Source organism: Paracoccus sp. R12_2, assembly GCF_017744015.1.
Classification (GTDB): Bacteria; Pseudomonadota; Alphaproteobacteria; order Rhodobacterales; family Rhodobacteraceae; genus Paracoccus.
The window spans coordinates 14,012-39,975 of sequence record NZ_JAGHRA010000008.1 but is presented as its reverse complement, the minus strand read 5'-3'; the positions used below and the strand labels follow the sequence as shown (position 1 = coordinate 39,975).

24 protein-coding genes are annotated in these 25,964 nt (G+C 63.5%); 13 read left to right on the top strand and 11 right to left on the bottom strand.

Translation table 11 applies throughout. The features are described 5' to 3' along the window. Nucleotides 1-229: 229 nt before the first annotated feature. The 5 genes from J7359_RS11060 to J7359_RS11040 form a co-directional block, all read right to left on the bottom strand. Entirely contained in the window at nucleotides 230-1,387 is a 1,158-nt protein-coding gene (locus tag J7359_RS11060) for a Hint domain-containing protein (RefSeq protein WP_209056706.1), read from the bottom strand. Between the two features lie 697 nt (nucleotides 1,388-2,084). Then, nucleotides 2,085-3,485, bottom strand: coding sequence for an aldehyde dehydrogenase family protein (locus J7359_RS11055; protein WP_348524374.1), 1,401 nt, complete (start codon nucleotides 3,483-3,485; stop codon nucleotides 2,085-2,087). A gap of 297 nt (nucleotides 3,486-3,782) precedes the next feature. Then, nucleotides 3,783-4,139 carry a cupin domain-containing protein gene (locus J7359_RS11050; RefSeq protein ID WP_209056704.1) on the bottom strand — a complete coding sequence of 119 codons (357 nt, stop codon included), beginning with the start codon at nucleotides 4,137-4,139 and terminating at the stop codon, nucleotides 3,783-3,785. 20 nt (nucleotides 4,140-4,159) lie between these two features. Further along, nucleotides 4,160-5,482, bottom strand: a complete 1,323-nt coding sequence (locus tag J7359_RS11045; protein ID WP_209056703.1) for an FAD-binding oxidoreductase — start codon at nucleotides 5,480-5,482, stop codon at nucleotides 4,160-4,162. Between the two features lie 3 nt (nucleotides 5,483-5,485). Then, the gene (locus J7359_RS11040) at nucleotides 5,486-6,934 is read right to left on the bottom strand and encodes an APC family permease (protein ID WP_209056702.1); all 1,449 of its coding nucleotides are present in this window, start codon (nucleotides 6,932-6,934) and stop codon (nucleotides 5,486-5,488) included. A gap of 165 nt (nucleotides 6,935-7,099) precedes the next feature. On the opposite strand from J7359_RS11040, the gene J7359_RS11035 reads away from it, so the two are divergent. Then, nucleotides 7,100-8,086, top strand: a complete 987-nt coding sequence (locus J7359_RS11035) for an AraC family transcriptional regulator (protein ID WP_209056701.1) — start codon at nucleotides 7,100-7,102, stop codon at nucleotides 8,084-8,086. Between the two features lie 133 nt (nucleotides 8,087-8,219). Here J7359_RS11035 and J7359_RS11030 read toward each other — a convergent pair whose 3' ends face one another. Together J7359_RS11030 and J7359_RS11025 are read right to left on the bottom strand one after the other, a co-directional pair. Further along, nucleotides 8,220-9,551, bottom strand: coding sequence for an ATP-binding protein (locus J7359_RS11030; protein ID WP_247740340.1), 1,332 nt, complete (start codon nucleotides 9,549-9,551; stop codon nucleotides 8,220-8,222). Then, a complete protein-coding gene (locus tag J7359_RS11025) occupies nucleotides 9,551-10,219 on the bottom strand; it encodes a response regulator transcription factor (protein ID WP_209056700.1) in 669 nt (222 codons plus the stop codon). The genes J7359_RS11030 and J7359_RS11025 overlap by 1 nt, the downstream gene beginning before the upstream one ends. A gap of 90 nt (nucleotides 10,220-10,309) precedes the next feature. Here J7359_RS11025 and dsbD point away from each other — a divergent pair, with 90 nt between their 5' ends. The 11 genes from dsbD (at nucleotide 10,310) to J7359_RS10970 (ending at nucleotide 22,402) form a co-directional block, all read left to right on the top strand. Further along, nucleotides 10,310-12,160: a protein-disulfide reductase DsbD gene (dsbD, locus tag J7359_RS11020; protein ID WP_247740339.1), complete on the top strand. Its 1,851-nt coding sequence runs from the start codon at nucleotides 10,310-10,312 to the stop codon at nucleotides 12,158-12,160. Continuing rightward, complete coding sequence (locus J7359_RS11015) at nucleotides 12,157-12,966, top strand: TlpA disulfide reductase family protein (RefSeq protein ID WP_209056699.1); 810 nt, start codon at nucleotides 12,157-12,159, stop codon at nucleotides 12,964-12,966. The genes dsbD and J7359_RS11015 overlap by 4 nt, the downstream gene beginning before the upstream one ends. 2 nt (nucleotides 12,967-12,968) lie before the next feature. Beyond that, nucleotides 12,969-13,805, top strand: coding sequence for a L,D-transpeptidase (locus J7359_RS11010; RefSeq protein WP_247740338.1), 837 nt, complete (start codon nucleotides 12,969-12,971; stop codon nucleotides 13,803-13,805). Beyond that, the gene (locus J7359_RS11005; RefSeq protein WP_209056697.1) at nucleotides 13,802-14,428 is read left to right on the top strand and encodes a DsbA family protein; all 627 of its coding nucleotides are present in this window, start codon (nucleotides 13,802-13,804) and stop codon (nucleotides 14,426-14,428) included. The genes J7359_RS11010 and J7359_RS11005 overlap by 4 nt, the downstream gene beginning before the upstream one ends. A 77-nt stretch (nucleotides 14,429-14,505) precedes the next feature. Next, entirely contained in the window at nucleotides 14,506-15,060 is a 555-nt protein-coding gene (locus J7359_RS11000) for a L,D-transpeptidase (RefSeq protein WP_209056696.1), read from the top strand. 414 nt (nucleotides 15,061-15,474) lie between these two features. Then, nucleotides 15,475-15,690 carry a hypothetical protein gene (locus J7359_RS10995; RefSeq protein WP_209056695.1) on the top strand — a complete coding sequence of 72 codons (216 nt, stop codon included), beginning with the start codon at nucleotides 15,475-15,477 and terminating at the stop codon, nucleotides 15,688-15,690. Between the two features lie 109 nt (nucleotides 15,691-15,799). Beyond that, the gene (locus J7359_RS10990; protein WP_209056694.1) at nucleotides 15,800-17,356 is read left to right on the top strand and encodes a cbb3-type cytochrome c oxidase subunit I; all 1,557 of its coding nucleotides are present in this window, start codon (nucleotides 15,800-15,802) and stop codon (nucleotides 17,354-17,356) included. Beyond that, the gene (locus J7359_RS10985) at nucleotides 17,353-18,000 is read left to right on the top strand and encodes a cbb3-type cytochrome c oxidase subunit II (protein WP_209056693.1); all 648 of its coding nucleotides are present in this window, start codon (nucleotides 17,353-17,355) and stop codon (nucleotides 17,998-18,000) included. The genes J7359_RS10990 and J7359_RS10985 overlap by 4 nt, the downstream gene beginning before the upstream one ends. Then, the gene (locus J7359_RS10980; protein WP_209056692.1) at nucleotides 18,000-19,244 is read left to right on the top strand and encodes a c-type cytochrome; all 1,245 of its coding nucleotides are present in this window, start codon (nucleotides 18,000-18,002) and stop codon (nucleotides 19,242-19,244) included. Before J7359_RS10985 ends, J7359_RS10980 begins: the two co-directional genes overlap by 1 nt. Then, the gene (locus J7359_RS10975; RefSeq protein WP_209056691.1) at nucleotides 19,234-20,277 is read left to right on the top strand and encodes a c-type cytochrome; all 1,044 of its coding nucleotides are present in this window, start codon (nucleotides 19,234-19,236) and stop codon (nucleotides 20,275-20,277) included. Before J7359_RS10980 ends, J7359_RS10975 begins: the two co-directional genes overlap by 11 nt. A 4-nt stretch (nucleotides 20,278-20,281) precedes the next feature. Continuing rightward, nucleotides 20,282-22,402, top strand: a complete 2,121-nt coding sequence (locus J7359_RS10970; RefSeq protein WP_209056690.1) for an HAD-IC family P-type ATPase — start codon at nucleotides 20,282-20,284, stop codon at nucleotides 22,400-22,402. 149 nt (nucleotides 22,403-22,551) lie between these two features. Here the strand turns inward: J7359_RS10970 and J7359_RS10965 are convergent, their stop codons facing one another. The 3 genes from J7359_RS10965 to J7359_RS19935 are packed head-to-tail and all read right to left on the bottom strand — an operon-like array spanning nucleotide 22,552 to nucleotide 24,294. Next, the gene (locus J7359_RS10965) at nucleotides 22,552-22,914 is read right to left on the bottom strand and encodes a rhodanese-like domain-containing protein (RefSeq protein ID WP_209056689.1); all 363 of its coding nucleotides are present in this window, start codon (nucleotides 22,912-22,914) and stop codon (nucleotides 22,552-22,554) included. Between the two features lie 2 nt (nucleotides 22,915-22,916). Next, nucleotides 22,917-23,816 (bottom strand): MBL fold metallo-hydrolase, encoded by a 900-nt coding sequence (locus tag J7359_RS10960; protein WP_209056688.1) that lies wholly within the window; start codon nucleotides 23,814-23,816, stop codon nucleotides 22,917-22,919. Nucleotides 23,817-23,835: 19 nt separating this feature from the next. Next, complete coding sequence (locus tag J7359_RS19935) at nucleotides 23,836-24,294, bottom strand: sodium-independent anion transporter (protein ID WP_348524373.1); 459 nt, start codon at nucleotides 24,292-24,294, stop codon at nucleotides 23,836-23,838. Between J7359_RS19935 and J7359_RS10950 the strand changes: the two genes are divergently transcribed. Then, nucleotides 24,281-24,733, top strand: a complete 453-nt coding sequence (locus J7359_RS10950) for a hypothetical protein (protein ID WP_209056843.1) — start codon at nucleotides 24,281-24,283, stop codon at nucleotides 24,731-24,733. The genes J7359_RS19935 and J7359_RS10950 overlap by 14 nt on opposite strands. Here the strand turns inward: J7359_RS10950 and J7359_RS10945 are convergent. Continuing rightward, complete coding sequence (locus tag J7359_RS10945; protein ID WP_209056686.1) at nucleotides 24,712-25,932, bottom strand: aminotransferase class V-fold PLP-dependent enzyme; 1,221 nt, start codon at nucleotides 25,930-25,932, stop codon at nucleotides 24,712-24,714. The two genes, J7359_RS10950 and J7359_RS10945, sit on opposite strands and share 22 nt — an antisense overlap. Between the last annotated feature and the right edge of the window lie 32 nt (nucleotides 25,933-25,964).

The window sequence follows — 25,964 nt, the reverse complement described above, 5'->3', positions numbered from 1 at the left end:
GAACAGCCTCAAATGCACCGAGGGCCGATGACAACAATGCCCCCTTTACAGTTATGGCGGAGGACCGCCCCACATGATCAAATTCATATCGCCGACACCACCTTCGATCGGCCGACCTGGCCGTTTGAACGATGCGAAGCGCTGCATCACCAAGTTCACCTACTTTGTCCGAAATCGGCCAGACCACCAGGACCCAGATCCGATTCGCATTTCTTCACTGATACAGTTGCTAGCAGCACGTGCTCACTAACGGCTTCTCGTTCTTGACGTGACGCTCCGCCATGTTCCGGGCTTCGCGGCCCTTGAGCAAAGGTCGGGCTGGTTCGAATTCCAACCCTTCTGAAATGTCCTGCAGTTGCGGAAACAGTTCATGGAGTTCATCCAGAGCGGCCGGGCCGATGGATTTGAGCGCCTCCGGCCCCGGATAAAGGCTTTCCGTCAGAGCGTCTTCCGAATAGACGATTTCGTGTCTCTCGCAAAGGAAATGCACATAGATTACGTCGGTGAGATCGTCAGCGTTCTCCACGCCGTCATGCACCAGCAGCTGCTTAGCTGCCACCAGCACCTCATCCGCCCCGAACATCCGCTGCGCTATTTTCGAGCGCACAAGCACCCGGTGTTGTGGAGAGACGATCAAGTCGCGTGCAGGCGATTCATCCCCCAGCGCGCCCGCTCGAATGCGGATCGGTCGCAGATGCGGAGACATCGCCAGTTGCAGCCCATCAAGGCTACGCGAGCAGCTCCAACGAACAGGCTGATAGCCATGATCCAGCGTCCGGACCAGATCCCCGGCACGCAGATCCAATGCTCTCATCAGCCCGCGATCGGTCTCGATCAATGTATCTGCCGTGAAACAGGGAAGCGCTTCGTCAAAATTACTGGGAAGCATCGCGGTATAGTCCGTTCCGTCGTATGTTCCAAGATTAAGACTTGTCGCATGATTGGGCAGGAAACCGACCGAATCATAGGCATCCTGCAGGCTGGTGTCGGTCATACGCATGATGATCGTGCCATCAGCCAGTTGGAAAACGCGCAGGGTGACACCCGTTATGGTCCCGGACGAACTGTCGGGAAGGGTGTAGTCGATGGTTGAATTACTATACAGGCCGATTTCATTCAAAGCCTGGAACGACGTTCCACCATCGACGGAAATCCGATCGCCAGCGGGTGGTGCGCCGCCGCCATCATCAGTATCCGTATCTTCTATATTGTTATCGCCGTTGCCATCATCGAACACAATCGTACCGCGTTCGACATAGCTTATATCACTGCCGTCGGGCGCATGGCTGGTATTGCTCAACCCGCCTTCGATATCGCTGCCGCCGGCAGTCGGGATACCCGTGCTTGCACCCGTACCGACCCAGCCCCATGCGTCATACGTTGCCATGCTTCACCTTCCCTGTGCTGAGATCGCGAATTTCAACCTAAACAAGAAACCGACAATGCAAAAGTACCCATCTCGGATCCGAACGGCGTTACGGGATGATGCCGGAAGCTGGCGCCTGCCCCGACGTCCGGATCGCTGGCGCCGTTCGGCCACGGGGCCGGTTTTCGGCGCTGCAGAGGGCCAAACTTCTGGGCCGACGTGCAAGCAGGGGGCAATATTGGGGTCTGCCAGATATTTGGTGCAGCTGATTCTTGGCGACACGACATTTCGCCAATCTTCGCAGAAGCATGCGGATGGCATTTAGAGTAGATTGACGGGCGATCCTGCCCGCAGTCAGCTGGCCGTAATGTGTGCCGGGCGCTTCGTCGCCTTAACGTATCTGATAACAGCATGGACCCGGTCGGATACACAGAATTTCAGACACTCTCAGCAGCAACGCCGGATGTCGCCAAGGTCACACCGACACATGCAAATTTTTGCGCGACGGCAGTGTTCTTATCTGGCCGAGAAAGGACCCGGCGCGCTGCTGCACGAAAGCTTCGGTTCGTTCATCCAGCACAATACGCTGGAAGCAGCTGAGCCTAGATATCTCTAGATCCCGCGCTCCCTCACCCCGCCCCTGACGCAACAGCTGGAGGACGTCGTAACGACAAGAAGATCGTCGCCAGTGCCTGTGGCCCGGAATGGAAGAACGACGTCAACTGAAGACGACCTGTGCCACCGTGTTCTCGGCCAGACCTTCTTTCGCGAACTGAACACCCATGCCAGACTGCTTGATCCCACCGAAAGGCGCGTTAGGTTGCACCGCCCCGTGTTTGTTGATCCAGACGGAGCCACACTCCATCCGGTTGGCCACCGCACGGGCGGCTGCGTGGTCCGCGCTCCAGACCGATCCGCCGAGGCCGTTGGGATTGTCGTTCGCCGCAGCGACCGCCTCGCCCACATCCTTGTAGCGGATGATCGGCAAGGCCGGACCGAACTGCTCCTCGTCCACCAGGGCGTCGCCGTTGCTCAGACCCGCGATGATCGTGGGGCGGAAGAACAGCCCTTCGCCCGGCTCGCCGCCCAGCAGCACCTGCCCACGGCCTGCAGCGTCCGAGACCAGCCGCAAGACCTTGTCGAACTGCATCCGGTTCTGGATCGGTCCCAGTATGGACGACTCGTCCAAGCCGTTGCCCACCGGGATGGTGCGTGCGAAATCAACCAGAGCCTCGCAAACCTCGTCGTGAATGCAGTCATGGACATAAAGACGCTTCAGAGCAGCGCAGGTCTGCCCGTTGTTGATGAATGCGCCCCAGAAAAGGCCCTCGGCAATGGCGGCAGGCTCGGCGTCGGGCAAGACGATACCCGCATCGTTTCCGCCAAGTTCCAATGTCAGCCGCTTGAGAGTGTCGGCGGCGGTCCGCATGACCTGACGGCCGGTGGCTGACGAGCCGGTGAAGACGATCTTGTCGATGCCGGGGTGTCTGGTCATCGCGGCGCCAAGCTGGAATTCGATGTCATCACCGGTCACGATGTTCAACACGCCTTTGGGCAGGACGGTCTGCGCCAGATCAACCATCCGCAGTGTCGCAAGCGGGGTCATCGGCGAGGGTTTCAGCACCACGGTATTTCCGGCGCGCAGGGCGGGAACGACGTGCCAGATCGCGATCATGACCGGGAAGTTCCAGGGCGTGACCGAGCCGATGACGCCGACGGGCTTGCGGTGCAGTTCTACGCGGCCCGCAGGGTCGTCCTGCAGGACCTCGAGGGGCAGCGACAGGCCGGCGTTGTAGCCCGCCCAGGCCGCAGCGCCGCCCAGTTCCCACCGGGAGCCGAGGCCGTTCAACGGTTTGCCCTGTTCCAGCGTCAGTAGACGCGCCAGTTCCTCGGCGTTCGCGTCCAGCAGACCGGCGATGGCCTGACAAGCGGCCGCACGCTGCGCGTCGGGCATGGCGGCCCAAGCGGGCTGTGCTGCGCGGGCCGCGGCAACCGCGCGATCCAGGTCCGCGGCGGTGGCGTTCGGCGCCTCGCCTACGACCTCTCCCGTGGCGGGATTGAGGACCGAGAAATGCGCCGATGTCGCAGCCCGCAGGCCGACGGTGTTGGAATGGCTCATCATGTCTCCTCCCAGAGATGGATCAGCCCTGACGGGCCGTTGTCATGGCGCCGAATGGCGCTTCGCGGTCACTGATGTAGTTCATTAGGATGAGCGTCGATCTCGACCACAGCCTCAGGTTCATCTCGTCGCTGAGGCCGTCATGCAGTCGGCCCGCACCACCCGAGGAGGACCTGACGCGACGCGTCTGCACAGTCCTGACCTACCGCCAGCGCGCCTGCCAGAAGCCGGGAATGAGCAAATCCAGCAAGCTTCTGACGGCGGTCACGCACTAACCCGTGTGGCCAAAGCCCCTGATCAGGTTACGGCCAGGTAGTTCTTGACGAAGCGATCGGTGGTCACGTCCCACAGGACCGGCGTGCCCTTTTTGACGAACCAGCTGTCGCCCACGCCGAAGGTGGTTGTGGTGCCGGTGCTCTCATCGGTCAGGGTCGCGCTGCCTTCGACCACGACGGAATGTTCGTCAAACAGGTAGGTCATGCGGAATTTGCCCTTGGTGATGCCGAAATAGGCGCAGGAAACGCGGTTGTTCGGCGCGCCGTGCAGCATTGCGCCCATGCACTGCACATCGCCCTCGAGGACCTCAGCGCCGAGATTGGTCACGCTGCCCCAGCTTTCGAGTTCTGGCAGGGGCGTGTTGATCTTGGTCAGCATTTGCTTCTTCCTTGGTTGGTTCAGCGTCGGCCGTTGAAGTAGCCGGACAGTTGGTGCCAGCATTTGCCAGCGGTGGTGATCGCGGGACGGGCATTATCCGCCCCGACGATCGAGACATGCGGGATCCGCGCCATCAGGTCATAGCGCGCCGAACCCTCGCTCATCCCCTCGGCCAAAACCTTGCAGACGATATGGCTGGGCGTTACGCCAAAGCCGGAATACCCTTGCACGAAGAAGGCGTTCGGCCTTCCTGGCAGGGTTCCGATCTGCGGGAACAGGTTCGCCGAACAGGCCATCGGGCCGCCCCAGGCCATGTCGATCTTCACGTCCTTCAGATAGGGAAAGATCTTCAGCATCAGGTTTTGGTTCCAGCCCGCCAGGTCCTTCGGGATGTAGTCCAGCGCCCGCGTTGCCGAGCCGAAGAGCAGCCGGTTCTCGCGCGTGACGCGGAAATAGTCGATGACCGGGCGGATGTCGGAATAGGCGCCGCGGATCGGACTTATCCGCTCGATAATGTCGTCAGACAGGGCCTCGGTTGCGACCTGGAAGGCGAAGGTGTTGACGGTCTTCGAGGCGATGGCAGGCTCCAACCGGTCCAGGAACCCGTCGCAGGCCCATAGCAGCTTGCTCGCGGTCACCGTGCCTCCGTTCGTGCGCACGGTGATACGCGGGCCATATTCGACCGAAGTGGCGGGAGAGTTCTCGAAAATCCGCGCGCCGTACCCGGCAAGCGCCTTGGCTTCTCCTAGCAGCAGGTTAAGCGAATGGACATGCCCGCCGCCCATGTGCTTGATCGCGCCGGCATAGACATCCGTGCCGATGATCGTCTGCACATCCCGGCCTTCCAACAGCGCGATCTCTTCCCCGGGGTCAGCCGCGCGGAACTCGTCGAACCAGCCACGCAGGGTCTTCAGCTGGCGCTGGTTGTAGGCCAGATAGCCGTAGCCGCGCGAAAAGTCCGCATCAATCCCGTATTTTGCCACGCGGTCGCGGATGATCCCGGCGCCCATGTTGGCGATCTTGAACAGGGTCTCGAGGCCTTGCGGGCCGACATGTTTCTTCACCGCATCCAGATCGTGGCCGATTCCGGCCATGACCTGCCCGCCATTGCGGCCGGTGCCGCCATAGCCGAGATGGCGCGCTTCCAGAACCACGACATTCGTGATGCCGGCCTCGGCCAGTTCAAGGGCGGTGTTGATGCCGGAGAAGCCGCCGCCGATCACGACCACGTCGCAGTCGATGTCATCGGTCAGCCTGGGAAAAGACAGGTCGTACTTCCTTGTGGCGGTGTAGTAGTTCAGCGCGTCGAGTCGGCGCATCTGCAGGGGGTTGAGCATGCTCATGGATCAAGCCTCGGTGAGGGCGCCAAGCGCGGCGTAGAGGGCGGGGCGATGCGTGCGCAGATAGGCGGCATAGGTCGCACCCAGCAGGCCGACGGCCAGGACAAGCCACGGAAAGCTCCATATGATCGGGCTGTCGGTGCCCGCCAGAAGCGGCAGGTTGAAGATGACCAGCGCCAGGCCGGTTCCGAGCCCCAAGACCGAAAGGACGGGCGCTGCGACACGGGTCCAGGCGCCCAGACCCGCCGGGTTTCGCCGGAACCATGCGATGATCGCGATGCTCACCAGGATCTGCACCGAGAGGATGCCGATCACGGCGATCGCCGAGGTCCACGAGAAGACGACGGCATAGGGGTCAAGCCCCGACACCACCGCGGCTGCCAGAAGCGCCGCCGCGATGAGACTCTGGGCGCGTCCAGCAAGATGGGGTGAACCGTGGCGGTCGTGGACCGAGCCGAGGCTGCGGGGCAACAGCCCTTCTCGGCCAAGGGCGAAGAAGTAGCGATTGATCGTGTTGTGGAAGCTAAGCGCCGAGGCGAAGAGGCTGACGATCAGCAGGATCTCGATGGTGGTGACCGACCAGGGGCCCAGAACATCGGCGGCGGCGACAAAGAAGAACGTCTCCAGACCTTCCAGCGCCGCTGCCTGCGCGGTCTCGGGCCCGTAGTATTGCGTGATCGACCAGGTCGAAAAAGCATAGAAGCCCGCGATAAGCGCCACCGCGATGAAGGTCGCGCGGGGGATGGTCCGCTCGGGGCGTTTGGCTTCTTCGCTGAAAATGGCGGTGGCCTCGAAGCCCATGAACGAGCCCACCACGAAAACCAGCGCGGCACCCAGCCCCGGCACGAATACCGTTTGCGGCGCAAAGGAGGTCAGGGTGATGCCCTCGGGGCCTCCTCCACGCATCAGGATGCCGACGTCAAGCGCAAAGAGAATGGCGATCTCGGCCAGCATGCAGATGCCCAGGAGCCGGCCCGAAAAGGCGATGTTGCGCGCGCCGCAAAGCCAGATCAGCCCAATAATGGCCAGCGTCGGCAGCCACCACGGCATGTTGATGCCAAGCCCCGCCAAAGCGCCGGATACGAAGATGCCGAACAGCGCATACACGGCCAGCTGAATCATCTTGTAGGTGAGCAGCGCGACCAGCGCGGCGGCCACCCCGGCGGGGCGGCCAAGGCCCTTGGCGATATAGGTATAAAATCCGCCGGCCGAGCCTGCGGACCGGCTCATCGCGGTGAAACCGACCGAGAAGACCAGATACAGAAGCCCGGCCATCAGATAGACGCCCGGCACGCCGGCGCCGTTGCCGAAGGCGAAGGCTGCGGGCGAGGCGCCGACTACCGATGCAAGCGGGGCCGCGGCGGCGACGACGAAGAAGACGATATGGGGGGTGCCGATGGAGTTGCGGGCGAGCGCGGCAGATGGGGCCGCACCTCGGGCCTGTGATGCTGACATGTTCTTCTCCCTGAGGCGATGTTGATGCCGCTTCGTGCGGCTTTCATTTCATCTGAAACGAAATTTAGATTATGCTGCGGGTGATCCGAATTGCGGGAAGCGACAATGATTCGATATTTTGCGCCAACGGATGCCCGAGCGCGCGGCAGCGGCCCGCGCAGTCCGATGATCCGCGCTTCCAGCCTGCGGCCGATCCTGGCGGTGCTGGATCAGCATCAACCCCGGGCGGACCGGCTGCTGTCGCGCAACATGCTCACCCGTACGATGGTCGCGGACCCGTATTCCAAGATTCCGCTGAAGCGCTACGTCGCGTTCCTCGAGGCATCCGCCGAAGCCTGCAGCGATCCCTTTCTTTGCGCACGCGTCGGAACCGGCTTCCGGGCAGCGGATCTCGGCCCCGTCGGCCTCGTCTTCGGCGCCTCCGCCACCCTGCGCCGGGGCTTGGGGCGACTTGCCGCAATGCTCAGCGCTTGGCAGGACGGCACGTCAATCCAGGTGGAGGAGTATGACGGCCACCTCGTCTGGACCTACCGGCTGGAAGATCCCGCCCTCTGGCCGCGGCGACAGGACAACGAATATACCATCGCTGCAACGATCGCCCTGTCGCGTGACGCCTTTGGTGCACATGGTCGTCCTTTCGAGGCGCATCTTGAACATGCCCCTCCCGAGAACGCCGCGACTCTTGAACGCCTGCTGGGCGTGCGGGTCTGTTTCGGGGAAACCGGGAATCGGCTGTTCTTTGACCTCGCGGCCGCCGAAACGATGCTGAGGGTGGAGGATGCCGACCTCCTGCTGATCCTGTCGCGCCATCTCAAGGATCTTTCGGGTCGGCCTCAGGCCGCCGACCTGATGCAGCGCGTTCGCAGCCTGGTGCGCCTGCATCTTGGCCAACGGCCTGTGAACCTGACGCTGGTGGCAGACGAACTGAGCCTGTCGCCGCGCACCCTCCAGCGGCAGCTTGCTGCGCAAGGCACGACGCTTCGGGCGCTTCTTCTGGAGGCGCGGCTCGAGCTGGGGCGGACGCAATTGCGCGAAGGCAGAACAACCAATGCAGAGATCGCGCGGCAACTTGGCTATGCGGACAGCACCGCCCTCTGGCGGGCGTTCAAGAAGGCCACCGGAGCGGCCCCGTCGAAGCATCGCGACGACTGACCCCCGGGCTGTTCCTTGGTCGCCGAGGTCCACAAACCGCATGGTCGGGCGCGAGGTCGATTTGGACTCCGCTATGTTCCGATGAATCCATCATGGCATACGATAAGCCGCTGGCTTGGGAGCATCCACCGCATCAGTTCAATGCGACAGCTAACTCCACGGCCTGACCTTTCTTGGAGGCCGGAAACGTCAATGTCCCGTTCATTCTGTTCGCGGCCGCGACGGCGATCGCGAGGCCGAGGCCGCTGCCTTGGAAAGATGTTGCGCGGCCGCGGAAAAAGCGGTCGGTCACGCGGGCCAGGTCGTCCGGATCGATGCCTGGCCCTTCATCGGTCACCCGAAAGACCACCCGGCCTGACTCTTGTTGCGCGGCAAGACGGACAGTTCCGCTCTGCGGCGATGCGAGAACGGCGTTCTCGGCGATATTGCGAAGGGCGGCGAACAGAAGAAAGCGGTTGGTGAAAAGCCCCAGTCCGGCGGGAATGTCGCAGGACAGCTGCACCGCACGGGCTTCTATGGGCTGCCGCAGGGCCGTCGAAATCTCGGCGCAGAGCTCCGTCAGAACGACCTGTTCGGTCGGCGTCTCCTCGCCCTCGACGGTTGCCAGGTCAAGAAGCTGGCGCACCATTCGGTCGGTCCGGTCCACCGACAATTCGATCGCGGCCAGCGCCTTGCCGCGGGTCGCATCGTCTTTTGCCTGGCGCGCGATCTGTGCCTGCGTGCGCAGCCCCGCCAATGGCGTCTTCAACTCATGGGCGGCGAACGCGGTAAAGTCGCGCTCGGTCCTGCGCACGCGCTCAAGTTGCGAAAACAGGCTGTTCAGCGCGCGGCGTACAGGCCGGATTTCGCGCGGTGCCGGCCCGGTGGGCAGAGGGCTGAGATCGGACGGGCTTCGCGACCGGAGCGCCGCCTCAAGACCTTCCAGCGGGGCAAGTCCACGCCCGACGCTGACCCAGATCAGCGCGGCCAGCAGCGGCAGGATCACCAGGGCAGGCCATAGAAGTCCTGCCACGACGTCATGAACAAGGTTGTCGCGCATCGTCATGCGGTCCCCGACCATGACCGTGACGCCCAAATCATCATTGCGAACCGAATAGACGCGCCAGCTTTCGCCGTCGATCACAGAGGTGCTGAAACCGTCTTTCGCACCCAGTCGTGATTTCGGAGCGCCCGACGAGGCGCCGACCAGATCGCCCCGCAGGGACCAGATCTGGCAGGATAGCTGCCGCGAATAATCGCCGCTGCCCAGCAATGGGACCGTGGCGGGCCGGCGGGTGGCATCGCCAACCTCGATCCGGTGATCCGAGATCAGCGAACTGACCATGTTGGCGGATTCCGAAAGCCGCGCGTCCAGCACCTGTTCGACCTGGGACCGCGTCGATCCCTCGATCCAAAGGACGGCCGACAGCCAGACAAGGCCAGTCGCCAGGGCAAGGATCAGGAAAAGGCGAACCTTGATCGACATCAGGCGCCTGCTTCGTCCGCCAGACGATAGCCCAGCCCGCGAACGGTGCGGATGAAATCGCGCCCCAGCTTTGCCCGAAGATGGTGGATATGGACCTCGACCGTGTTGCTTTCGACCTCTTCCTGCCAGCCGTAAAGGCGTTCCTCCAGCTGAGATTTCGACAGGATATGGCCGGGATGTTCGATCAGCGCGTGAAGAATGGCGAATTCTCGGCGCGAGAAATGCAGTTGCCGGTCTTCCAGGCGACCGGTCTGCGCTGCCGGGTCCAGGCTGAGTCCGTTCCAGGCGATCAGACCGGCGGCGCGGCCTTCGTGACGGCGCAACATGGCGCGCAGCCGTGCGGCCAGTTCGTCAAGATCGAAGGGCTTGCCCAGGTAATCGTCGGCGCCCGCATCCAACCCCGAGACCCTGTCCCGCACCCGGTCGCGCGCGGTCAGCAGCAACACCGGGATCCGGTCGCCGCGGCCGCGCAGTTCGGCCAGAAGTTCCAGCCCGGACCCGTCAGGCAGCATGATGTCCAGCACCACCCCACCGAAACCGCCGGTCTGCAGCGCAACGCGGGCATCGTCCAGTGTCGTAACCGGATCGGTCGTGAATCCGGCCATGCCAAGGCCGACGCACAGGCCGTCCGACAGGACGGGGTCATCTTCAACGATCAGCAATCGCATCTTATCGGGCTTTTCCTTTTCCAGTCACGCTCACGCTTTCGTCGGTCGAACTTAAGCCCGGCTTAAGGAGGCGTCTTTAGCGGTTGTTCCATGATGACGAGATTGTTTCCCATTTTTCGCGCGGGGCTGCTGGCCTGTCTCGCTCTGGTCGGGCTTCTTGCCGCCGCGCAAGCAGCATCGCAGCCCTTGCAGCCTGAAGACGCCTTTGCGCTGAATGTCACCCCGTCTGATGATGGGTCGCAAACCCTGTCCTGGCAGATCGCCGATGGGTATTACCTTTATCGGGGAAAGTTCGTCGCAGAAACAGCGGACGGCGCGGCGATCCCCCTGGATTTGCCCAGGGGTGAACGCCACGACGATCCGTATTTCGGCCCCGAAGAGATCTTTCGCGACGATGTCGCGGCGACCCTACCCGCGCAGAACGGGCCGGTGACGCTGACCTGGCAGGGCTGCCAGCAGGACGGCATCTGCTACGCGCCGCAGATGGCGCGGCTGGGCACTGACGGCACGGTGACGCGACTATCCGCAGGCGGCGAGCCGTCCCCCGAGGGTGCCGCGAACGCTTTCAGCCAGGCCGACGATGCGGCATGGTCACCCGGCGGCGAGACGCAGGACAGTGGCCCAGCGCGGGGCGATCTGACACTGGCCCAGGACGACGGTCTGATCGAAGGACTTGCCCTGCGCGGCGGGAATGCCCTCGTGATCCTTGGATTTCTGGGTTTCGGGTTGTTGCTGGCCTTCACGCCCTGCGTCCTGCCGATGGTACCGATCGTCGTGGGCATGCTGGCAGGTCAAGGCGAACCTCTGACGGCGCGGCGCGGGCTGGTGCTGACCGGCGCCTATGTTCTGGCGATGGCATCGGCCTTTGGTGCGCTTGGCGTCGTCGCGGCATGGTCGGGCGCCAATCTGCAGGTGGCTTTGCAATCGCCATGGGCGATCGGGGTGGTGGCGATCCTGTTCGTCGCGCTGGCCCTGTCGATGTTCGGCCTTTACGAACTGCAGATGCCTTCAACATTGCAGCGCAGGCTGGGGCAGGTCGCCGGCCGGCGCGGATCGGTGGCGGGCGCGGCCGGTCTGGGATTTACCTCGGCGCTGATCGTGGGGCCTTGCGTGACCGCACCGCTGGCGGGCGCGCTGATCTATATCGCGCAGACGGGCGATGTCCTTCTGGGTGCGGTCGCGTTGTTCGCCCTGGGTCTGGGGCAGGGCCTGCCGCTGCTGGCGGTGGGGGCATTCGGCCCGCGGATCCTGCCGCGAAGCGGCATCTGGATGCAGCGCGTCAAGCAGGCCTTCGGCGTCATCTTCCTGGGATTCGCGGTCTGGCTGGCCGGGCGCGTTCTGCCCGGTCCCGCGATGCTGGCCCTGTGGGCCGCGCTGCTGGTTGCCACCGGAGTGTTTCTGGGGGCGCTGGACCGGTTGGACAGCGGATCGCCCTTTCGTGTCAGGTTGTCAGCCGCGCTGGGGATGATGCTGGCCTTCACTGGCATGGTGCAGGGCGTCGGCGCTGCGCTGGGTGCGGATGATCCGCTGCGTCCGCTGGCGCCGCTGGCCAGCCGGAATGGCCCGGTCAGCGAAGCCGCCGACCTCAGCTTTGCCCGCGTCACGACCAGCGATGAACTGGATCAGGCGCTGGCATCGGCCGAAGGAAAACCGGCGCTGGTCTATGTCACCGCCGATTGGTGTGTCACCTGTCGCAGCATCGAACGCGGGCCGCTGTCCGATCCGACCGTCAATGCGGCACTGGAAGATCTGGCACCGATCAAGATCGATGTCAGCGATTTCAACGCCGAGGCGCAGGCCCTGATGGGGCGGCTTGCAGCCGCTGGTCCGCCGACGATGGTGTTCCTGAACGCCGCCCGGTCCGAGGCGTCTGGCAGCCGCCTGATCGGCGAGGTGGGGTCCGAAGACATGCTGGCCTCGATCGGGAAGGTGCGCCAATGAATACCGTCTCGATCGGGCCGCTGGTCTTTGACGGCGCACGCCTTGCCGCGATCGCCGCAATCATTGTGTTCCTGCTGACGGCCGAGATCACGGCGCGGGTGCAGCGACGGCCGGGAACGGATGCCGCGCGATGGGCGGGCTACGCGCTGCTGGCCTGGATCGTCGGTGCGCGGTTCGGCTTTGTGCTGGGAAACTGGGACGAGTTCGCGTCCCACCCGCAGGACGTGCTGAAACTGTGGCAGGGCGGCTTTTCGCCCCGCGCTGGCTGGGTCGCCGGCATGGCAGTTTTCGCCGCGGCGTTGCTGCGTCAGCGACGCGCCGCTGTGATGCCGCTGATCGTCGGCGCGGTGCTTGCCTTTCTGACGCAACAGGCGATCGGCATCGCAGTGCCGCGCCCGCAGGTCGAACTGCCCGCAATGGATCTGATCGGCCTAGATGCCGGGACCGAACAACTGGCGGGCCGCGGCAAGCCCGTGGTCCTGAACCTCTGGGCGACATGGTGCCCGCCCTGCCGTCGCGAGATGCCGATGATGTTGGATCTGGCCTCGGGCAGCCCCGGCGTGGATTTCGTCTTCGCCAATCAGGGCGAACGCGCAGATCAGGTGATGGACTTCCTGCAGGGCGAGAACCTGCCTTTCGACGGCATGGTGCTGGACCCGCGCCAGCGGCTGATGGGTCGGCTGGACGCGATCGGCCTGCCATCGACGCTTGTCTTTGATGCCGGTGGCAACCTGGTCGCGGCGCAAACGGGCGAAGTGTCCCGCGCCGCGCTGAGCGAGATGATCGAGAAGGCCATGAAGGAATGACGATGACACTAAGAACAGCCGCCCTGGCAATCGCCGCGATCCTGTCGCTGACGGCCTGTGAGACGAACCAGAACCCCCGGCCGGATGTGCCAGAGGCCCCACAGCAACCCGCCGTCAGTTCCGCGACGGCGGCCAAGTATGGCGCACTGAACGACAATGGCCATCAGATCGACGCCGTGCCCATGCAGTATCTGTCCGAGGACAAGGCCCGTCAGCAGGTGGAATACTGGACCGATCAGAAGCCCGGCACGATCATTGTCGATCCCTATGCGCGTTACCTCTATCATGTGCAGCCGAACGACAAGGCGATGCGCTATGCCGTCGCCGTAGGTGCGGCGGGATACGGCTTCACCGGCGAGGCGCATATCCCTTATCAGCGCGACTGGCCCAGATGGATGCCGACCGACAACATGCTGGCCGACAATCCCGACCTCTATGGCCCCGTGGCCGATGGGGTCGAAGGCGGGCTGGACAACCCGCTGGGTGCGCGGGCGCTGTATCTGCACAATAATCGGGGCGACACCTATTACCGCATCCACGGCACGATGGACCCGTCCTCGATCGGTCAGGCAACCTCGGCCGGCTGCATTCGGCTGTTCAATCAGGACATCATCCATTTGGCCGATCAGACCGACAGCATGACCAAGGTCATCGTGTTAACGAAGGCTGAATCGGGCAAGGGCACGGTACCGCCCGGACAACCGCTGCCGGCGGCGGGGACCGCTGCGCCGACGGCGGCCACTCCGACCAACGCTGGCGCGCCCGTGTCGATCTCGGGGCCTGCAGCCACTGCGACTGCAACGCCCTCTTCATCCTGGACAGAAGGAGACAACGCATGAACATTCATCGACGCATGATGCTGGGCGCAGGTGCCGGCCTGGGGCTGCTTGGCCTTGCCGGCGGCGCCATGAGCCTGCGCGCGCGCGCGGATGAACTGACCGTGGACGACGTGCTGCACGATCCCGACGGTCCGGTTCTGGGTAATGCCGAGGGCGACGTGACCATCGTGGAATATTTCGACTATCAATGTCCGTTCTGCAAAAGGAACCATCCCACGCTGACCGATGTGGTGGCCGAGGACGGCAATATCCGCCTGGTGATGAAGGACTGGCCGATCTTCGGCGCACCGTCGGTCCATGCCAGCCAACTTGTCCTGGGCGCGACCGGGATGGGCGAGTATCACAAGGCGAATTCCGCCCTGATGGCGACCGAGGCCAAGCTGAGCAACGAGCAGATCGACAAGGTTCTGGGTGATGCCGGGATCGACGTCGCGGCGGCGCAGGACGCATATCGCGCGGACCGGGACAAGTGGGACGGGTTTCTGGCGCGCAACGCGGCACAGGCCGCGCAGTTGGGCCTGCGCGGTACGCCCGCCTTCATCATCGGTCGCACGATCTATCCCGGCGCACTGGACGCGGCGACCCTGCGCGGCGCGATTTCCCAAGCGCGCGAGGCGTCTTAAGCCGGGCTTAAGCATGACGTCGCATTCAAGCGAAGCGGGGGCCAACTTCCCCGCATCATGAGAAAAGGAGCAGTGAAATGAGCGACATCAACCGTCGCCGCGCCCTGGGGTTGGGCATTCTCGCCGCGGGCGGGCTGGCGATGCCCGGTCTGGTGCGGGCACAGACGACACCGCGTCACAATATCAGCAGTTTCACGATGCAACGGTGGCAGGATCATTTCGAGTCGCTTGGCAAGGGCGCCATCGTCGCCGACACCACATCGCGTGCCTTGCATTTTTGGAACGCCGACGACACGATCCACCGCACCTATCCGACCTCGGTTCCCATATCCGACGAACTGACCAAGCGCGGCTACACGGAAATCGTGCGCAAGAAAGTCGGCCCAAGCTGGACGCCCACCGCGTCGCAGATGGAGCGCTATCCCGACTGGAAGCCGGTGGGTCCAGGGCCCGACAATCCGTTGGGTACCCACGCGATGTATCTGGGCTGGCCCGCCTATCTGATTCACGGCACCCATGACACGCGCAAGATCGGGCGATTGTCTTCAGATGGCTGCATCGGCCTTTACAATGAGAAGATAGAAGAGCTTTTCGGCCTCTGTCCGGTCGGCACGCAGGTGCGTGTGATCTGACGCCGAATCGAGACCGGCAGGGTGCGTCTCGTTGCCACCCCGCCGGTCAGACCTGGAACGACCTGCTGCATGACCCGGCTGACCTTGATCCGGTTGAATGGCAGCCAGGGCTTCCTTGAACCGCATCGCGAATTAGGGACGCGAGGGGGCCGACCCTGCGGAGGATGGCTGGGTTTGCAGGGAATGCTGAACCACCCCTTCTGGCGACCACTTGCCATCCTTTGACGGGATGACCCGCCACGCCTTGCCCCGACCCTCATCGTCGAAACCACCGGCTACCGAATCGAAGTCATCGGATGGGCCGAGCCCCTTCTCGGCAAGACCATGCCGACGAAATCTTCCAACGGCATTCGGCCTACGATGGGAAGGCGTTTTCGCCGCCTTACCCTGAACGCCAAGTTGGAGAATCCCCCCATGCGGAGGATCGAATTAACGTTCGTGCGTGATGGTGGCCCACTGGATCAAGACACCCCCTATCGCTGCGCCTTCATCACCATGCAGGGTGTGCTGACGCGTTACGGCAAGGATCGGTGTGAGGTTGGCGTCACCGCGATCAAGGCTTTGCGTAGGTGGTTTGCAGACCGTGACCGCCCGAAGCGTAAGATGCTGGGGCGATTGCGCGTCGTCTAAGAAAACTTGGTCGACTCGGGGGAACCTTAAGGTTGGTTTAAGGTTTGTGCATCTAAAGCACGCAAATATTCATATGTAATGATTCGTTCTCAAGAACGGGAGGTTGGCGATGCCCGTCACGCTGGGGCTGCTGCTGGCGCTTAGCTTTGTTGTCTCTCTTTTGGCGCTGGCCTTTCTGATCTGGGCGATCGCCAACCGGCAGATCACCATCGACCAGCACGACGCGGAAACCGTGTTTGAAGCCGGTGAAGTCCGCGGCGATGCTGGTGAGGAAGCCCACCCACACAGGTTCGACCCTGTGCAGGCCGGCATCGACCAGATCTCGGCGAGGCCGGTGCTGGTCCTGATCGCTGCGGCGACCTTTTGGCTTGTGGCGGGTTCGGTCTTTGGACTGATCGCGTCATTAAAGCTTCACTGGCCGGACTGGCTGGATTTCGCAGCGCCATTGACCTTCGGAAGGATGCGAACGCTGCATCTGAACCTGGTGATCTACGGCTGGCTGTCGCAGGCGGGCGTTGCTTCGGTCATGTGGATCATCCCGCGCATCTTCCATACGCCCTCGCGTCGTCCGCAGCTGATTATATGGGGCGCGTTGCTATGGAACATCGGCGTCACCCTGGGAGCGGTGGCCATCGCACGCGGTTGGACCGACGGTGAGGAATGGCTGGAGATCCCGTGGCAGGTCGACATTTTTCTGGCCGCCGGAGGGGCCTGTTTCATCGCGCCGCTGATCCAGACAACGCGGGCTCGGCAGGTCCATCACATCTATGTCTCGGGCTGGTATTTCCTGGCTGCGATCCTGTGGTTCCCGGTGCTGTTCGTGGTCGCCAACCTGCCGCTTTATGGGGGTGCGCAGGAGGCGACGATCAACTGGTGGTTCGCGCACAACGTGCTGGGCCTCTGGCTGACGCCGCTTGGCGTGGGCGCGGCCTATTACTTCATTCCGAAGATCATCGGAAAGCCCATCTACAGCTATGCCGTGTCGTTGCTGGGATTCTGGGGGCTGGCGCTGTTCTACAGCCAGGTCGGAATTCATCACCTGATCGGAGGTCCGGTGCCGACGTGGTTGGTGACATTGTCGGTCGTGCATTCGGTGATGATGTTCATCCCCGTGATCGCGGTTGCGATCAACCAGCACGTCACCGTCGCGATGAACCTCTGGGCGCTGAGGGAATCCATTCCGCTGCGCTTCATCTCGTTCGGTGCCGTCATGTACACGCTGGCGTCCTTCCAGGGCTCGATCGAGGCGTTGAGGTCAGTCAACACGATCACCCATTTCACCCAATATACTGTCGGCCACGCCCATCTGGGGGCCTATGCCTTCGTGTCGCTGGTGATGTTCGGCGCGATCTACCAGATCCTGCCGCGCGCGACGGGTCGGGTCTTTCCGTGGCCTGGGTTGCTGAAGCTGCACTTCTGGCTGGTCGTGATCGGCTTCGCGATCTACTTCCTTGCGCTGTCGATTGGCGGTGTGCTGCAGGGACTGGCGATGTTGGATGCCACGCGACCGTTCCGCGACAGCGTCGAGGTCGTGCTGCCCTATCTTCAGGCCCGAAGCGTCGGCGGGACATTGATGACGCTCGGTCATCTGGTCTTCGCGCTGAACTTGCTGGGACTGGCCTTCATGACGCGGGATGAATCTGCATCGACGGTGGCTGCGGAATGAACCGGTATCTTCCTCTCTCGATTCTCGCCTTGGCCATTCTGGCATTTGCGACGCTGATGCTGGTCATCGCACCAGGCATCCAGATCGACGCCCGCAACGTTCCGGAAGGGCTGCGCAATTATACCCAGGCCGAGCAGAACGGCCGCGACGTCTATGTCGCAATGGGATGCGTCTATTGCCATAGCCAGCAACCCAGATCACCCGATCAGGCCCCCGATGGCGAACGTGGCTGGGGACGTCCATCCGTGGCATCGGATTATGCCTTCGATGCTCCGCATCAGTTGGGCACGATGCGGACCGGACCGGACCTGCTGAACGTCGGCGCGCGCCTGCCGTCCGAGGGCTGGCACCTGACCCATCTGTATCAACCTCGCGCCATTTTCGATTGGTCGATCATGCCCGCCTATCCATTTCTGTTCGAACGAAAGGACCGCGCCGCGCCCAGCGATACCGTTGTCACCTTGCCGCCCGCCTATGCGCCCGAAAGCGGCGTGATCGTTGCCCGCCGAGACGCGCTGGATCTGGTCGCGTACCTCCGGGCGCTGGACCGGACATATCCGTCGCCAACCGATGCCCTGCGGGATGATGGCTACGCAAGCGGCCCGGCCGCCGAGGATCCAAACGCCAGTGAGGGGGACAGCTGATGTTCGGCAGGAAGAGCAAGTCCGACCATCCTCGCCCCGATGAGAATTTCGAGCCCTACGAGGAATTCTCGGGCATTCCGATGCCGGTCTACTGGATTGCCATCGCACTGGCCGCGTGGGGGGCGTTCATGCTGTACGATACCGGCAAGGACGTGACCCTCGCCCAAGACGAGCGGGTTGAGGAACGCGCCGTGCAAATCTCGGCCGATCAGGGCGAGGGGGGCAATCTGTTCGTTGCCAACTGCTCGACCTGCCATCAGCCGGACGGTGAGGGGCTTCGCGGCGCGGTACCGCCCTTGGCCGGGTCCGAGGTCCTCGCTGCCGGTCCCGAAATCGTCGCCCGCATCCTGCTGCGCGGCATCGACGGGCCGATCCGGGTCGGCGGTGATGATTTCGACGGGCATATGCCCAGCTTCGCCAGCGCGCTGAACGACGATGAGATATCGCGCATCGCCAGCTACGTCACGCTGACATTCGGCGAAACCGATGCGAAACTTGATCCGAAGCGTGTCGCGGATCTGCGCCATGAGGTCGGCGACGCGGGCAGCTTTGCCGGAGGCGCGGAATTGGCCACGATCGTGACCTCGATGCCCCCGCAACCTCCCCATCCCGCGCCGACGGCGGCGGATGCGATGACGGCCACTGTGCAGGATCTGGTTTTTGCAGGCCGTGACGATGTCTGGGCCTGTGCCAGTTGCCACGGCGACCTGGGCCAAGGGGGCGAAAACACGCCGCGCCTTGCCGGACAGCCCGCCAAGTATCTGACCAAGCAGCTGAATGATTTCCGCGATGGCACCCGCGACAACGAATCGATGCAGATTGTCGCAGCCGGTCTGAGCGATGCCGAGACCGCGGCCTTGGGCGCGTATTTTGCCACGTTGCGTGCGACCAGCAACGCCAGCCCGAACCTGTCTGCGGATCTGGCACGGGGTGAGCGGCTGGCGCTGCAAGGCGACTGGTCGTTGGGCGTCCCAGCCTGCTTTACCTGCCATGGCTCGTCCGGGTTCGGCGTCGCCCCGGATTTTCCGGCGCTGGCGGCCCAGCATGCGCCCTACACGGCCAGCCAGTTGGCAGCCTGGGCCGGCGGGGGCAGGCAGAATTCGCCCTTGGGGTTGATGAGCCAAATCTCTCAGGCACTGTCCAGCCAGGATCGCCGAGCAGTGGCCGATTATCTGGCCTCGCTGCCGCCCGTGCCCGCTGGGCGCACGGCCAGCGCACAGGAAGGAACCTCGAATGCCGAATGATCCGAAGTCCCGCGAGAGCGACAGCAGCGGTGGCAAACACACGGCCCGCAATATCATCTTTGCCGCCGGCGGAGGCCTTGCGCTTGTGGCCCTTGGCTCGTTGGTTGTGGAACTGGGCCTTGCGCCGGCTTGGCTGACGGGCGAACCGGTGCAGAAGACGGCGATGGCACAGAAGCCACGCGACGATCTGTTCCATCCTCCTGACACGGCCAGCATCCCCGATGACGAATTCGGCGCCGCCGTGCAGCGCGGCATGGCGATCTTCACCAATACCGGCACGAATGCCTCGGATCATGTCGGCAACGGTCTGTCCTGTTCGAACTGCCATCTGGATTCGGGTCGGCAGCCGCTGTCGGCGCCGATGTGGGCCGCGTGGGTCGCCTATCCGAAATACCGCGGCAAGAACAAGCAGATCAATACGATGGAAGACAGGGTGATGGGCTGCTTTACCTATTCGATGAACGCCCAAGGCTCGCCTTCGGGCGGGCCACCTCCGCATGGCGATGACATCTATCGCGATCTGGAAAGCTATTTCTATTGGCTTGCGACTGGCGCGCCCACCAACGAGAAGTTGGATGGCAGCGGCTTCGGCAAGGTCGAAAAGCCAGAGCAGGGCTATGATCTGGCGCGCGGCGAGGCGGTCTTCGCCGAAGACTGCGTCGTCTGTCATGGGCCAGACGGACAGGGGCAGAAGGATCTGAACGGTCGCTATGTCTTTCCCCCGCTTTGGGGTGCGGACAGCTATAATTGGGGCGCGGGCATGGCGCGGATCGACACGGCGGCGGCATTCGTCAAGCACAACATGCCGCTGTCGCAACCGGGCAAGCTGACGGATCAGCAGGCTTGGGACGTGGCTGCCTTTCTGGACAGCCACGAACGTCCCAAGGATCCGCGCCAGAAAGGCAGCGTGGAAGAGACGCGCAAGGCCCACCATGACGGTGATGAAACGTTCTATGGCAAGACCGTCGATGGCAGGCTGATCGGGGTGGGCATGCAGGCATCGGCGGCGGCGAAAGCTCCGGAAGAAGACTGACCGGATGCGACGATTATTCGCCATCGAGGGTCTGGCCTGCGCCGGTTGCGCACGTGGACTGGAACGTCGTCTGTCTGTCCAGCCCGGCATCCGTCTGGCCAAGGTGCATTATCTGACCGCCTCGGCCCTGTTGGACTGGGATGAAACCGCGACAGGCCAACCCAGGATTGCCGGCCAGGTTGCCCGTGCCGGCTATCGCCTGATCGACCGTCACCGCCCCGAGGAACTGGAGACGATGCTGGACCGGCATCTCGGCCGGCTTGGGATCCGCCTTGCGGTGGCGGTCCTGTCAGGAATGTGGACGATGGCCCTGGCGCTGGTGCTGTACACCACACAGCTTGCGCCAGACACGGCGTGGTGGATCGCCGTGGCTTCGGGGGGCTTCGCGCTGCCGGTCCTGTGGGCCGGGCGGGGCATCCTGTGGATGGGATGGAAGTCGCTGCAGTTGGGTGAACCGACGATGGATCTTCTGGTGTCCTTGGGCGTCACTGGCGCTTTCATCCTGTCCGCCGTCCAGCTTCTGCAAGGCGACGTCGCGGTCTGGTTCGATGCGGCCACGATGCTTTTGACCCTTCTGCTTCTGGCCCGGCTTGTCGACACGATGATCCGGCGTTCGGCGCTCCGCGCCTTGAAGGCGATGCAGGATGCGGCACCCGAAATCGCGACGGTCGAGACCCTGGGCCAGCGGCGGCGCATGGCCGCGGATCAGGTTCCCATCGGATCGCGGATCATCGTCGATGCCGGCGAGGCGGCAACAGTAGATGGGGTGATCGAGACCGGCGTCAGCCTTGTGAATCGCGCAGTTCTGACTGGCGAAAGCAAGTCGGTCGCCGTTCGTCCCGGCGACCGGATCGAAGCAGGCTGCGTCAATCTGGACAGGCGGCTTATCGTACGCAGTGATCGTGAACCCGGCGACCGCGAGATTGACCGGCTAGGCGGTGCGATCGCGCTGGAGATCGCGCGCAACGGCGCCGAGGGAGGCATGGCCGAACACTGGGCGGGGCTTCTTGCGCGCGCGATCCCGGCGTTGGCAATAACGGCGACGATCGTCGCGATGCTGCGCGGGCTTGGAACCGAGCAGGCATTGATGACCGGCCTGACTGTGCTGGCGGGTTTGTGTCCTTGTGCGCTGGCGCTTGCCGTGCCGCTGACGAGACTGCGCATTTCGCAGCTTGCCGCAGGTTCGGGCCATCGGATACGCGAGCCGGAGGCCTTCGAAAAGCTGGCCCATGCGCGAACCGTCTTCCTCGACAAGACCGGCACACTGACGGCGGGCCGGCCGCGTATGATCGCCGCCGAGCCCGCCAGCGGCATTTGCCGGGACGGCCTTGTGGCAGCGGCCGCCTTTGCTGAAACGGGCCTGACCCATCCGCTGGCACGCGCAATCGTTGCGGTGACCGGCGAACGGGGGGCGGGCGGGCGCCGCGCGGATCGGCATGCCGAGGGATTGGATGACGCGGGCCGAACCGTGCGGGTCACAGGATCGGATGCCGACGATCGTCGCGGAACACGACTGACCGTCACCCGCGATGGCGCCGTGCTGGGTCATCTGATCGTCGCCGACGACCTTCTGCCCGACGCCGCCGCCGCGATGACGTCACTTTCGCGCATGGGCCTGTCCATCAGGATCGCCTCGGGTGATGCGGCAACGCCGACGCGGCAAGTGGCTGCGGCACTGGGTGTGCCGGACGAGAGCGTATTCTGGCAGCAAACGCCGCGACAGAAGGCAGAGTTGATCCGCAACGAGGGTGCGGGAACGGTGTTCGTCGGAGACGGCGTGAACGACGCTCCCGCATTGGCGGCCGGAGATTGTGGGATCGCGGTTGCGGGCGCGCATGCGGCAGCCAGGCAAACCGCCGATGTGGTGATCGGTGACGGTGGACTTGCGGCGCTGCCCCAATTGATCCGGTTGTCGCGGCGCGCCGCCAGAACCAGCCGTCAGAACCTGATCCTGGCGGTGATCTACAACGCCGCCCTGCTGCCGCTGCTGCTGACGGGCCACCTGACGCCGGACCTCGCGGCGCTGGCGATGGCCGCCAGTTCGCTTTCCGTCATGGCGAATGCGCTTCGCGTTGGTGCTCAGCAGCCGCGCGCGGACTCGGGCATCGTCTCTTGCAGCGCCTGACGACCGGCGATGAGACCGCTGCAGCAGCCGATCGCCACCTCGTCGACAGCACCTCGGAACCCGGACAAAGCCAGTGCGCGTGTCGCTTCAAAAGTGCGCAGGTGCTTTGCCGAAGAGGTATTCCTCTCCGGCAAAGCGTTCATCCCAGTTCATGAGTCCGCATTCATCGCCTTGGGCGCACCCGTGGCCATATCGGTGCCGGTGTAGGGCAGACCGGCCTGCTTCCATGCGCCGAAGCCGCCCTCCATATGCGCGAGTGGCGACAGTCCGGCTTTCAGGGCAATCTCGGCCATCTTTCCGGACCGGGCGCCCGAGCCGCAGTGTAGAACGATACGCTTGCCGTCCTGCGTGGGCAGCGCCTCGGGGCGAAAGAATGCCATGGGCATCAACAACGCGCCGTCTATATGCTCCATGATGTATTCGGGCGGCGTGCGCACATCGATCAAAACGATCTTCTGCGCGTCGAGCGCCGCCATGACTTCTTTCGGAGTCCAGTTTTCCACTTGTGCCATGATCAGAACCTGTTCGCTGGTATCTTGAAGTAGCTGTTTCCATCAGCCTCCGGTCCCGGCAGACGGCCGCCTCGAAGGTTGAATTGCAGTGCGTGAAGCATCCTGTCGGGCAGGTTAAGCGTCGCGTCGCGTGCCTTTCGCACCTTGACGTATTCTTCCTTTTCGACGCCGCCGCCGACATGCTTGTTCGAGGCTTTCTGCTCGGCCACCGTGCTTTCCCAGGCCGGGTCGTCGCGGCCTTGTGCCCCATAGTCGTGGCCGATGAAAATGCGGTAGTCGTCGGGCAACGCCAGGATCGCCATCAACGAGTCATAGAGCATGGCCGCCGATCCGCCGGGGAAGTCTGCGCGCGCGGTGCCGCTGTCGGGCTGCATGAACGTGTCATGCGCGAAGATCGCGTCCCCGACGACATATGTGATCGAGCCGAGGGTATGGCCTGGCGACAGCATCACCCGCGCCTCGAGATCGCCGATCTGGAACGTGTCGCCGTCGGCAAGGAGTCGGTCAAAATCGGCCTCCGGGTCGAACGCGTCCGGCGTGTTGTAGAAATCGCGCCAGAGGCCCGCGATATCCAGAACCTTCTGGCCGATGGCGTTCGGCGCGCCGGTCTTCTGCTTGAGATACGCCGCGGCCATCAGGTGGTCGGCATGAGGGTGCGTGTCGAGGATCCATTCGAGCGTCAGACCGTCGCGCTCAATCCAGTCTAGCGCCCAGTCGGCAGACTGGGTCGAGGTGCGGGCGCGGGCCGGGTTGAAGTCGAGAACCACGTCGATCAGCGCGCATTTCTTCGTTGCCGGGTCGATGCAGAGATATTGGCAACTTCCTGAAGCTTCGTCATAGAAACCGACGACCTCCGGGCTGCCGGGCCCACTGGATGAACTTTTCGAATATGGGATTGTCATGCAGTCCTTTCCTTTCCGGTCACTCTGCAACTTTGGCCGGGTCGGCCGGTTTGGCAAGCGCCTTCCAGGCGTCATGCTGGGACAAAAAGACGCGTCCGTTGAGCTGGTCGATGAAGTGCGTGGTCTTGAGGCGGCCCATGACCGGACCTTTCATTTCCAAGAGGTGCAGTCCGACCCCAGATCCGTGAGCTGGATTGATCGCCTCGAGGCTTTCGAAGGCCGAATAGCCGGTTTCGTTCACCGCCGAGCACATGAGGATCACGTGGCGCAAAGCGTCGCCGTCGACCACGCGGTGCTGGATCAGACCCTCGAAAAACCGGGCATTGCCTTGCGCGGGCCATGGGACTGCACACTCGAGTTCAGCCAGAAACCCTGCTTCGGGGGCCACAGCCCGCGTCAAGCACCGGACCAGGCGCGACGGCGCCTCAAGGCTGGCGTGGTATCCTGTCACCACACGCGTCACGATGTCGATCGCCAAGGTCATCCCGGGGACGGCCGTTGGAGTTGCGCTCGAAACCATCGACAAGGATGGCATCCGCTGGCGCGTGGTCGATCTGCACAACGTCCGGCGGTCGTTCTGCCTTGTTCTGCCCCATCACTGGCGACAAGCGCCGCCGCGCTGCCTTTGCAACATTGCGTGCTTTCATGACTTAACGGGAATTCATCGCTTCAAGCCGCCGCTGCGCTGTCCTGCGCGTCGGCGGCTGCACACCCTGCTCAGTACACGCGCTGCGAATTTCCGTGACAACTCGCGCCAAGCTTGGGTGTTCTCGCCGCGGGCAATGTCGATGTCACCGAGAACTGACCCAGCAGCAGTCGGTCAAGCCGAAGCCGCCCGGCAAGGAAAAACCCAAAGGGATAATCGCAAGCCGGGCGAACATATCTTGGACGGACTTCAGGCCAGCCACTCCATATAAGCCTGTGTGCCGCCGTTCCGGGCGGCGGCTGCGGCGGCCTTGGCATCGACCCCCACCGCAGCGGCCCCGTCGGACAGCACCGCGATCAGGATGTCGCGGACCAATTCCGGCTGCCCGTCCATCATGTTGCAGGGGTCCAGTTGGAAATAGCCCTTCTCGACCTCGTGACCACGCACGATCAGGGGTGGATCCTGACGACCGAAGATCTCGGCGAACTGCGCGGCACTGGCCCCGGCCTGCGCCGGATCGATCCAGACCTGAAGCCGTTCCAGCGGATTGTCGGTCGGATCGGGAATGCGGATCGGCGTCACGCCGGGCAGATCAGCGATGGCTGCCTGCCACATCTGCAACACGCGGGTCTCTTCGGCCCGGATGGCATCATGGTCGCGTTCCAGCCATTGCTGCATGGCCTCGATGGCGCCGGCGATGCTTTCCTTGCCGATCTTCATTCCGCGGCCGATGCCGATATTCTGTAGATAAGCGGCCCGGATCAGATCCTTGCGCCCCGCCACGATCCCCGAGGTCGGCCCGCCCATGAACTTGTGACCCGAATAGATCGCGATATCCGCGCCCTTGGCCAGAAAGCCCGTCAGGTCGTATTCCGAGGCCGCGTCCACGATCACCGGCACGCCTTTGGCATGGCAGATGGCCGCAAATGTTTCCAGCGGGATCATCCCGTAATCGACGACATGGTGCGATACGACGTAAAGGGCCGCGGCGCAGTCTTCCAGCGCAGCGTCCAGCTGATAATCCTTGGCCAGCGTTGATTGCCCGACGATGCGCGTCTGCCCGCCCGCCAGCGCGATGGCCTGGCTGACTGGCGCACCGTATTCGCACAGATGCCCCATCTGCACCGCGACGCCGTTCTTCGGCCCCGGATCGGCGGGCAAGGCCTCGGCCCGCGCGGGGTCCAGCCCGGTCATGCAGCCCGCCACCGACAGGGTGATCCCAGCACTGGCCGAGGCAGTGAGAAACCCCGCCTCGGCGCCAGTCAATTGCCTGATCATGTCGGACGCACGGGCCTGCATCTCGTGGATGCGGGCGAAACGCGGCATTGCCGCTGCGGTCGCCTCGGCCACCCGGCGCGTGGCGATGGATCCACCCAGCGAGGTCATGGTGCCCGATGTGTTGATCATCCGGCCATAGCCCTGCGCGTCGTGCCATGACCAGTCGATCGGGTATTCGGTATTCCTAAGCATGAAGGGGCCTTTCTGCGCTTGTGCAAGTTTCC

Bases quoted from the DNA above. Each gene is read 5' to 3' on its own strand.
- J7359_RS10950 (WP_209056843.1), top strand. From the start codon at position 24,281: ATGTCGATCGCCAAGGTCATCCCGGGGACGGCCGTTGGAGTTGCGCTC.
- J7359_RS10995 (WP_209056695.1), top strand. From the start codon at position 15,475: ATGCGGAGGATCGAATTAACGTTCGTGCGTGATGGTGGCCCACTGGAT.
- J7359_RS10990 (WP_209056694.1), top strand. From the start codon at position 15,800: ATGCCCGTCACGCTGGGGCTGCTGCTGGCGCTTAGCTTTGTTGTCTCT.
- J7359_RS11015 (WP_209056699.1), top strand. From the start codon at position 12,157: ATGAATACCGTCTCGATCGGGCCGCTGGTCTTTGACGGCGCACGCCTT.
- J7359_RS11030 (WP_247740340.1), bottom strand. From the start codon at position 9,551: ATGTCGATCAAGGTTCGCCTTTTCCTGATCCTTGCCCTGGCGACTGGC.
- J7359_RS10960 (WP_209056688.1), bottom strand. From the start codon at position 23,816: ATGACAATCCCATATTCGAAAAGTTCATCCAGTGGGCCCGGCAGCCCG.
- J7359_RS11060 (WP_209056706.1), bottom strand. From the start codon at position 1,387: ATGGCAACGTATGACGCATGGGGCTGGGTCGGTACGGGTGCAAGCACG.
- J7359_RS11055 (WP_348524374.1), bottom strand. From the start codon at position 3,485: ATGAGCCATTCCAACACCGTCGGCCTGCGGGCTGCGACATCGGCGCAT.
- J7359_RS11045 (WP_209056703.1), bottom strand. From the start codon at position 5,482: ATGAGCATGCTCAACCCCCTGCAGATGCGCCGACTCGACGCGCTGAAC.
- J7359_RS10985 (WP_209056693.1), top strand. From the start codon at position 17,353: ATGAACCGGTATCTTCCTCTCTCGATTCTCGCCTTGGCCATTCTGGCA.
- J7359_RS10980 (WP_209056692.1), top strand. From the start codon at position 18,000: ATGTTCGGCAGGAAGAGCAAGTCCGACCATCCTCGCCCCGATGAGAAT.
- J7359_RS11025 (WP_209056700.1), bottom strand. From the start codon at position 10,219: ATGCGATTGCTGATCGTTGAAGATGACCCCGTCCTGTCGGACGGCCTG.
- J7359_RS10965 (WP_209056689.1), bottom strand. From the start codon at position 22,914: ATGGCACAAGTGGAAAACTGGACTCCGAAAGAAGTCATGGCGGCGCTC.
- J7359_RS11005 (WP_209056697.1), top strand. From the start codon at position 13,802: ATGAACATTCATCGACGCATGATGCTGGGCGCAGGTGCCGGCCTGGGG.
- J7359_RS10970 (WP_209056690.1), top strand. From the start codon at position 20,282: ATGCGACGATTATTCGCCATCGAGGGTCTGGCCTGCGCCGGTTGCGCA.
- J7359_RS11010 (WP_247740338.1), top strand. From the start codon at position 12,969: ATGACACTAAGAACAGCCGCCCTGGCAATCGCCGCGATCCTGTCGCTG.
- J7359_RS11040 (WP_209056702.1), bottom strand. From the start codon at position 6,934: ATGTCAGCATCACAGGCCCGAGGTGCGGCCCCATCTGCCGCGCTCGCC.
- dsbD (WP_247740339.1), top strand. From the start codon at position 10,310: ATGATGACGAGATTGTTTCCCATTTTTCGCGCGGGGCTGCTGGCCTGT.
- J7359_RS10975 (WP_209056691.1), top strand. From the start codon at position 19,234: ATGCCGAATGATCCGAAGTCCCGCGAGAGCGACAGCAGCGGTGGCAAA.
- J7359_RS10945 (WP_209056686.1), bottom strand. From the start codon at position 25,932: ATGCTTAGGAATACCGAATACCCGATCGACTGGTCATGGCACGACGCG.
- J7359_RS11050 (WP_209056704.1), bottom strand. From the start codon at position 4,139: ATGCTGACCAAGATCAACACGCCCCTGCCAGAACTCGAAAGCTGGGGC.
- J7359_RS11000 (WP_209056696.1), top strand. From the start codon at position 14,506: ATGAGCGACATCAACCGTCGCCGCGCCCTGGGGTTGGGCATTCTCGCC.
- J7359_RS11035 (WP_209056701.1), top strand. From the start codon at position 7,100: ATGATCCGCGCTTCCAGCCTGCGGCCGATCCTGGCGGTGCTGGATCAG.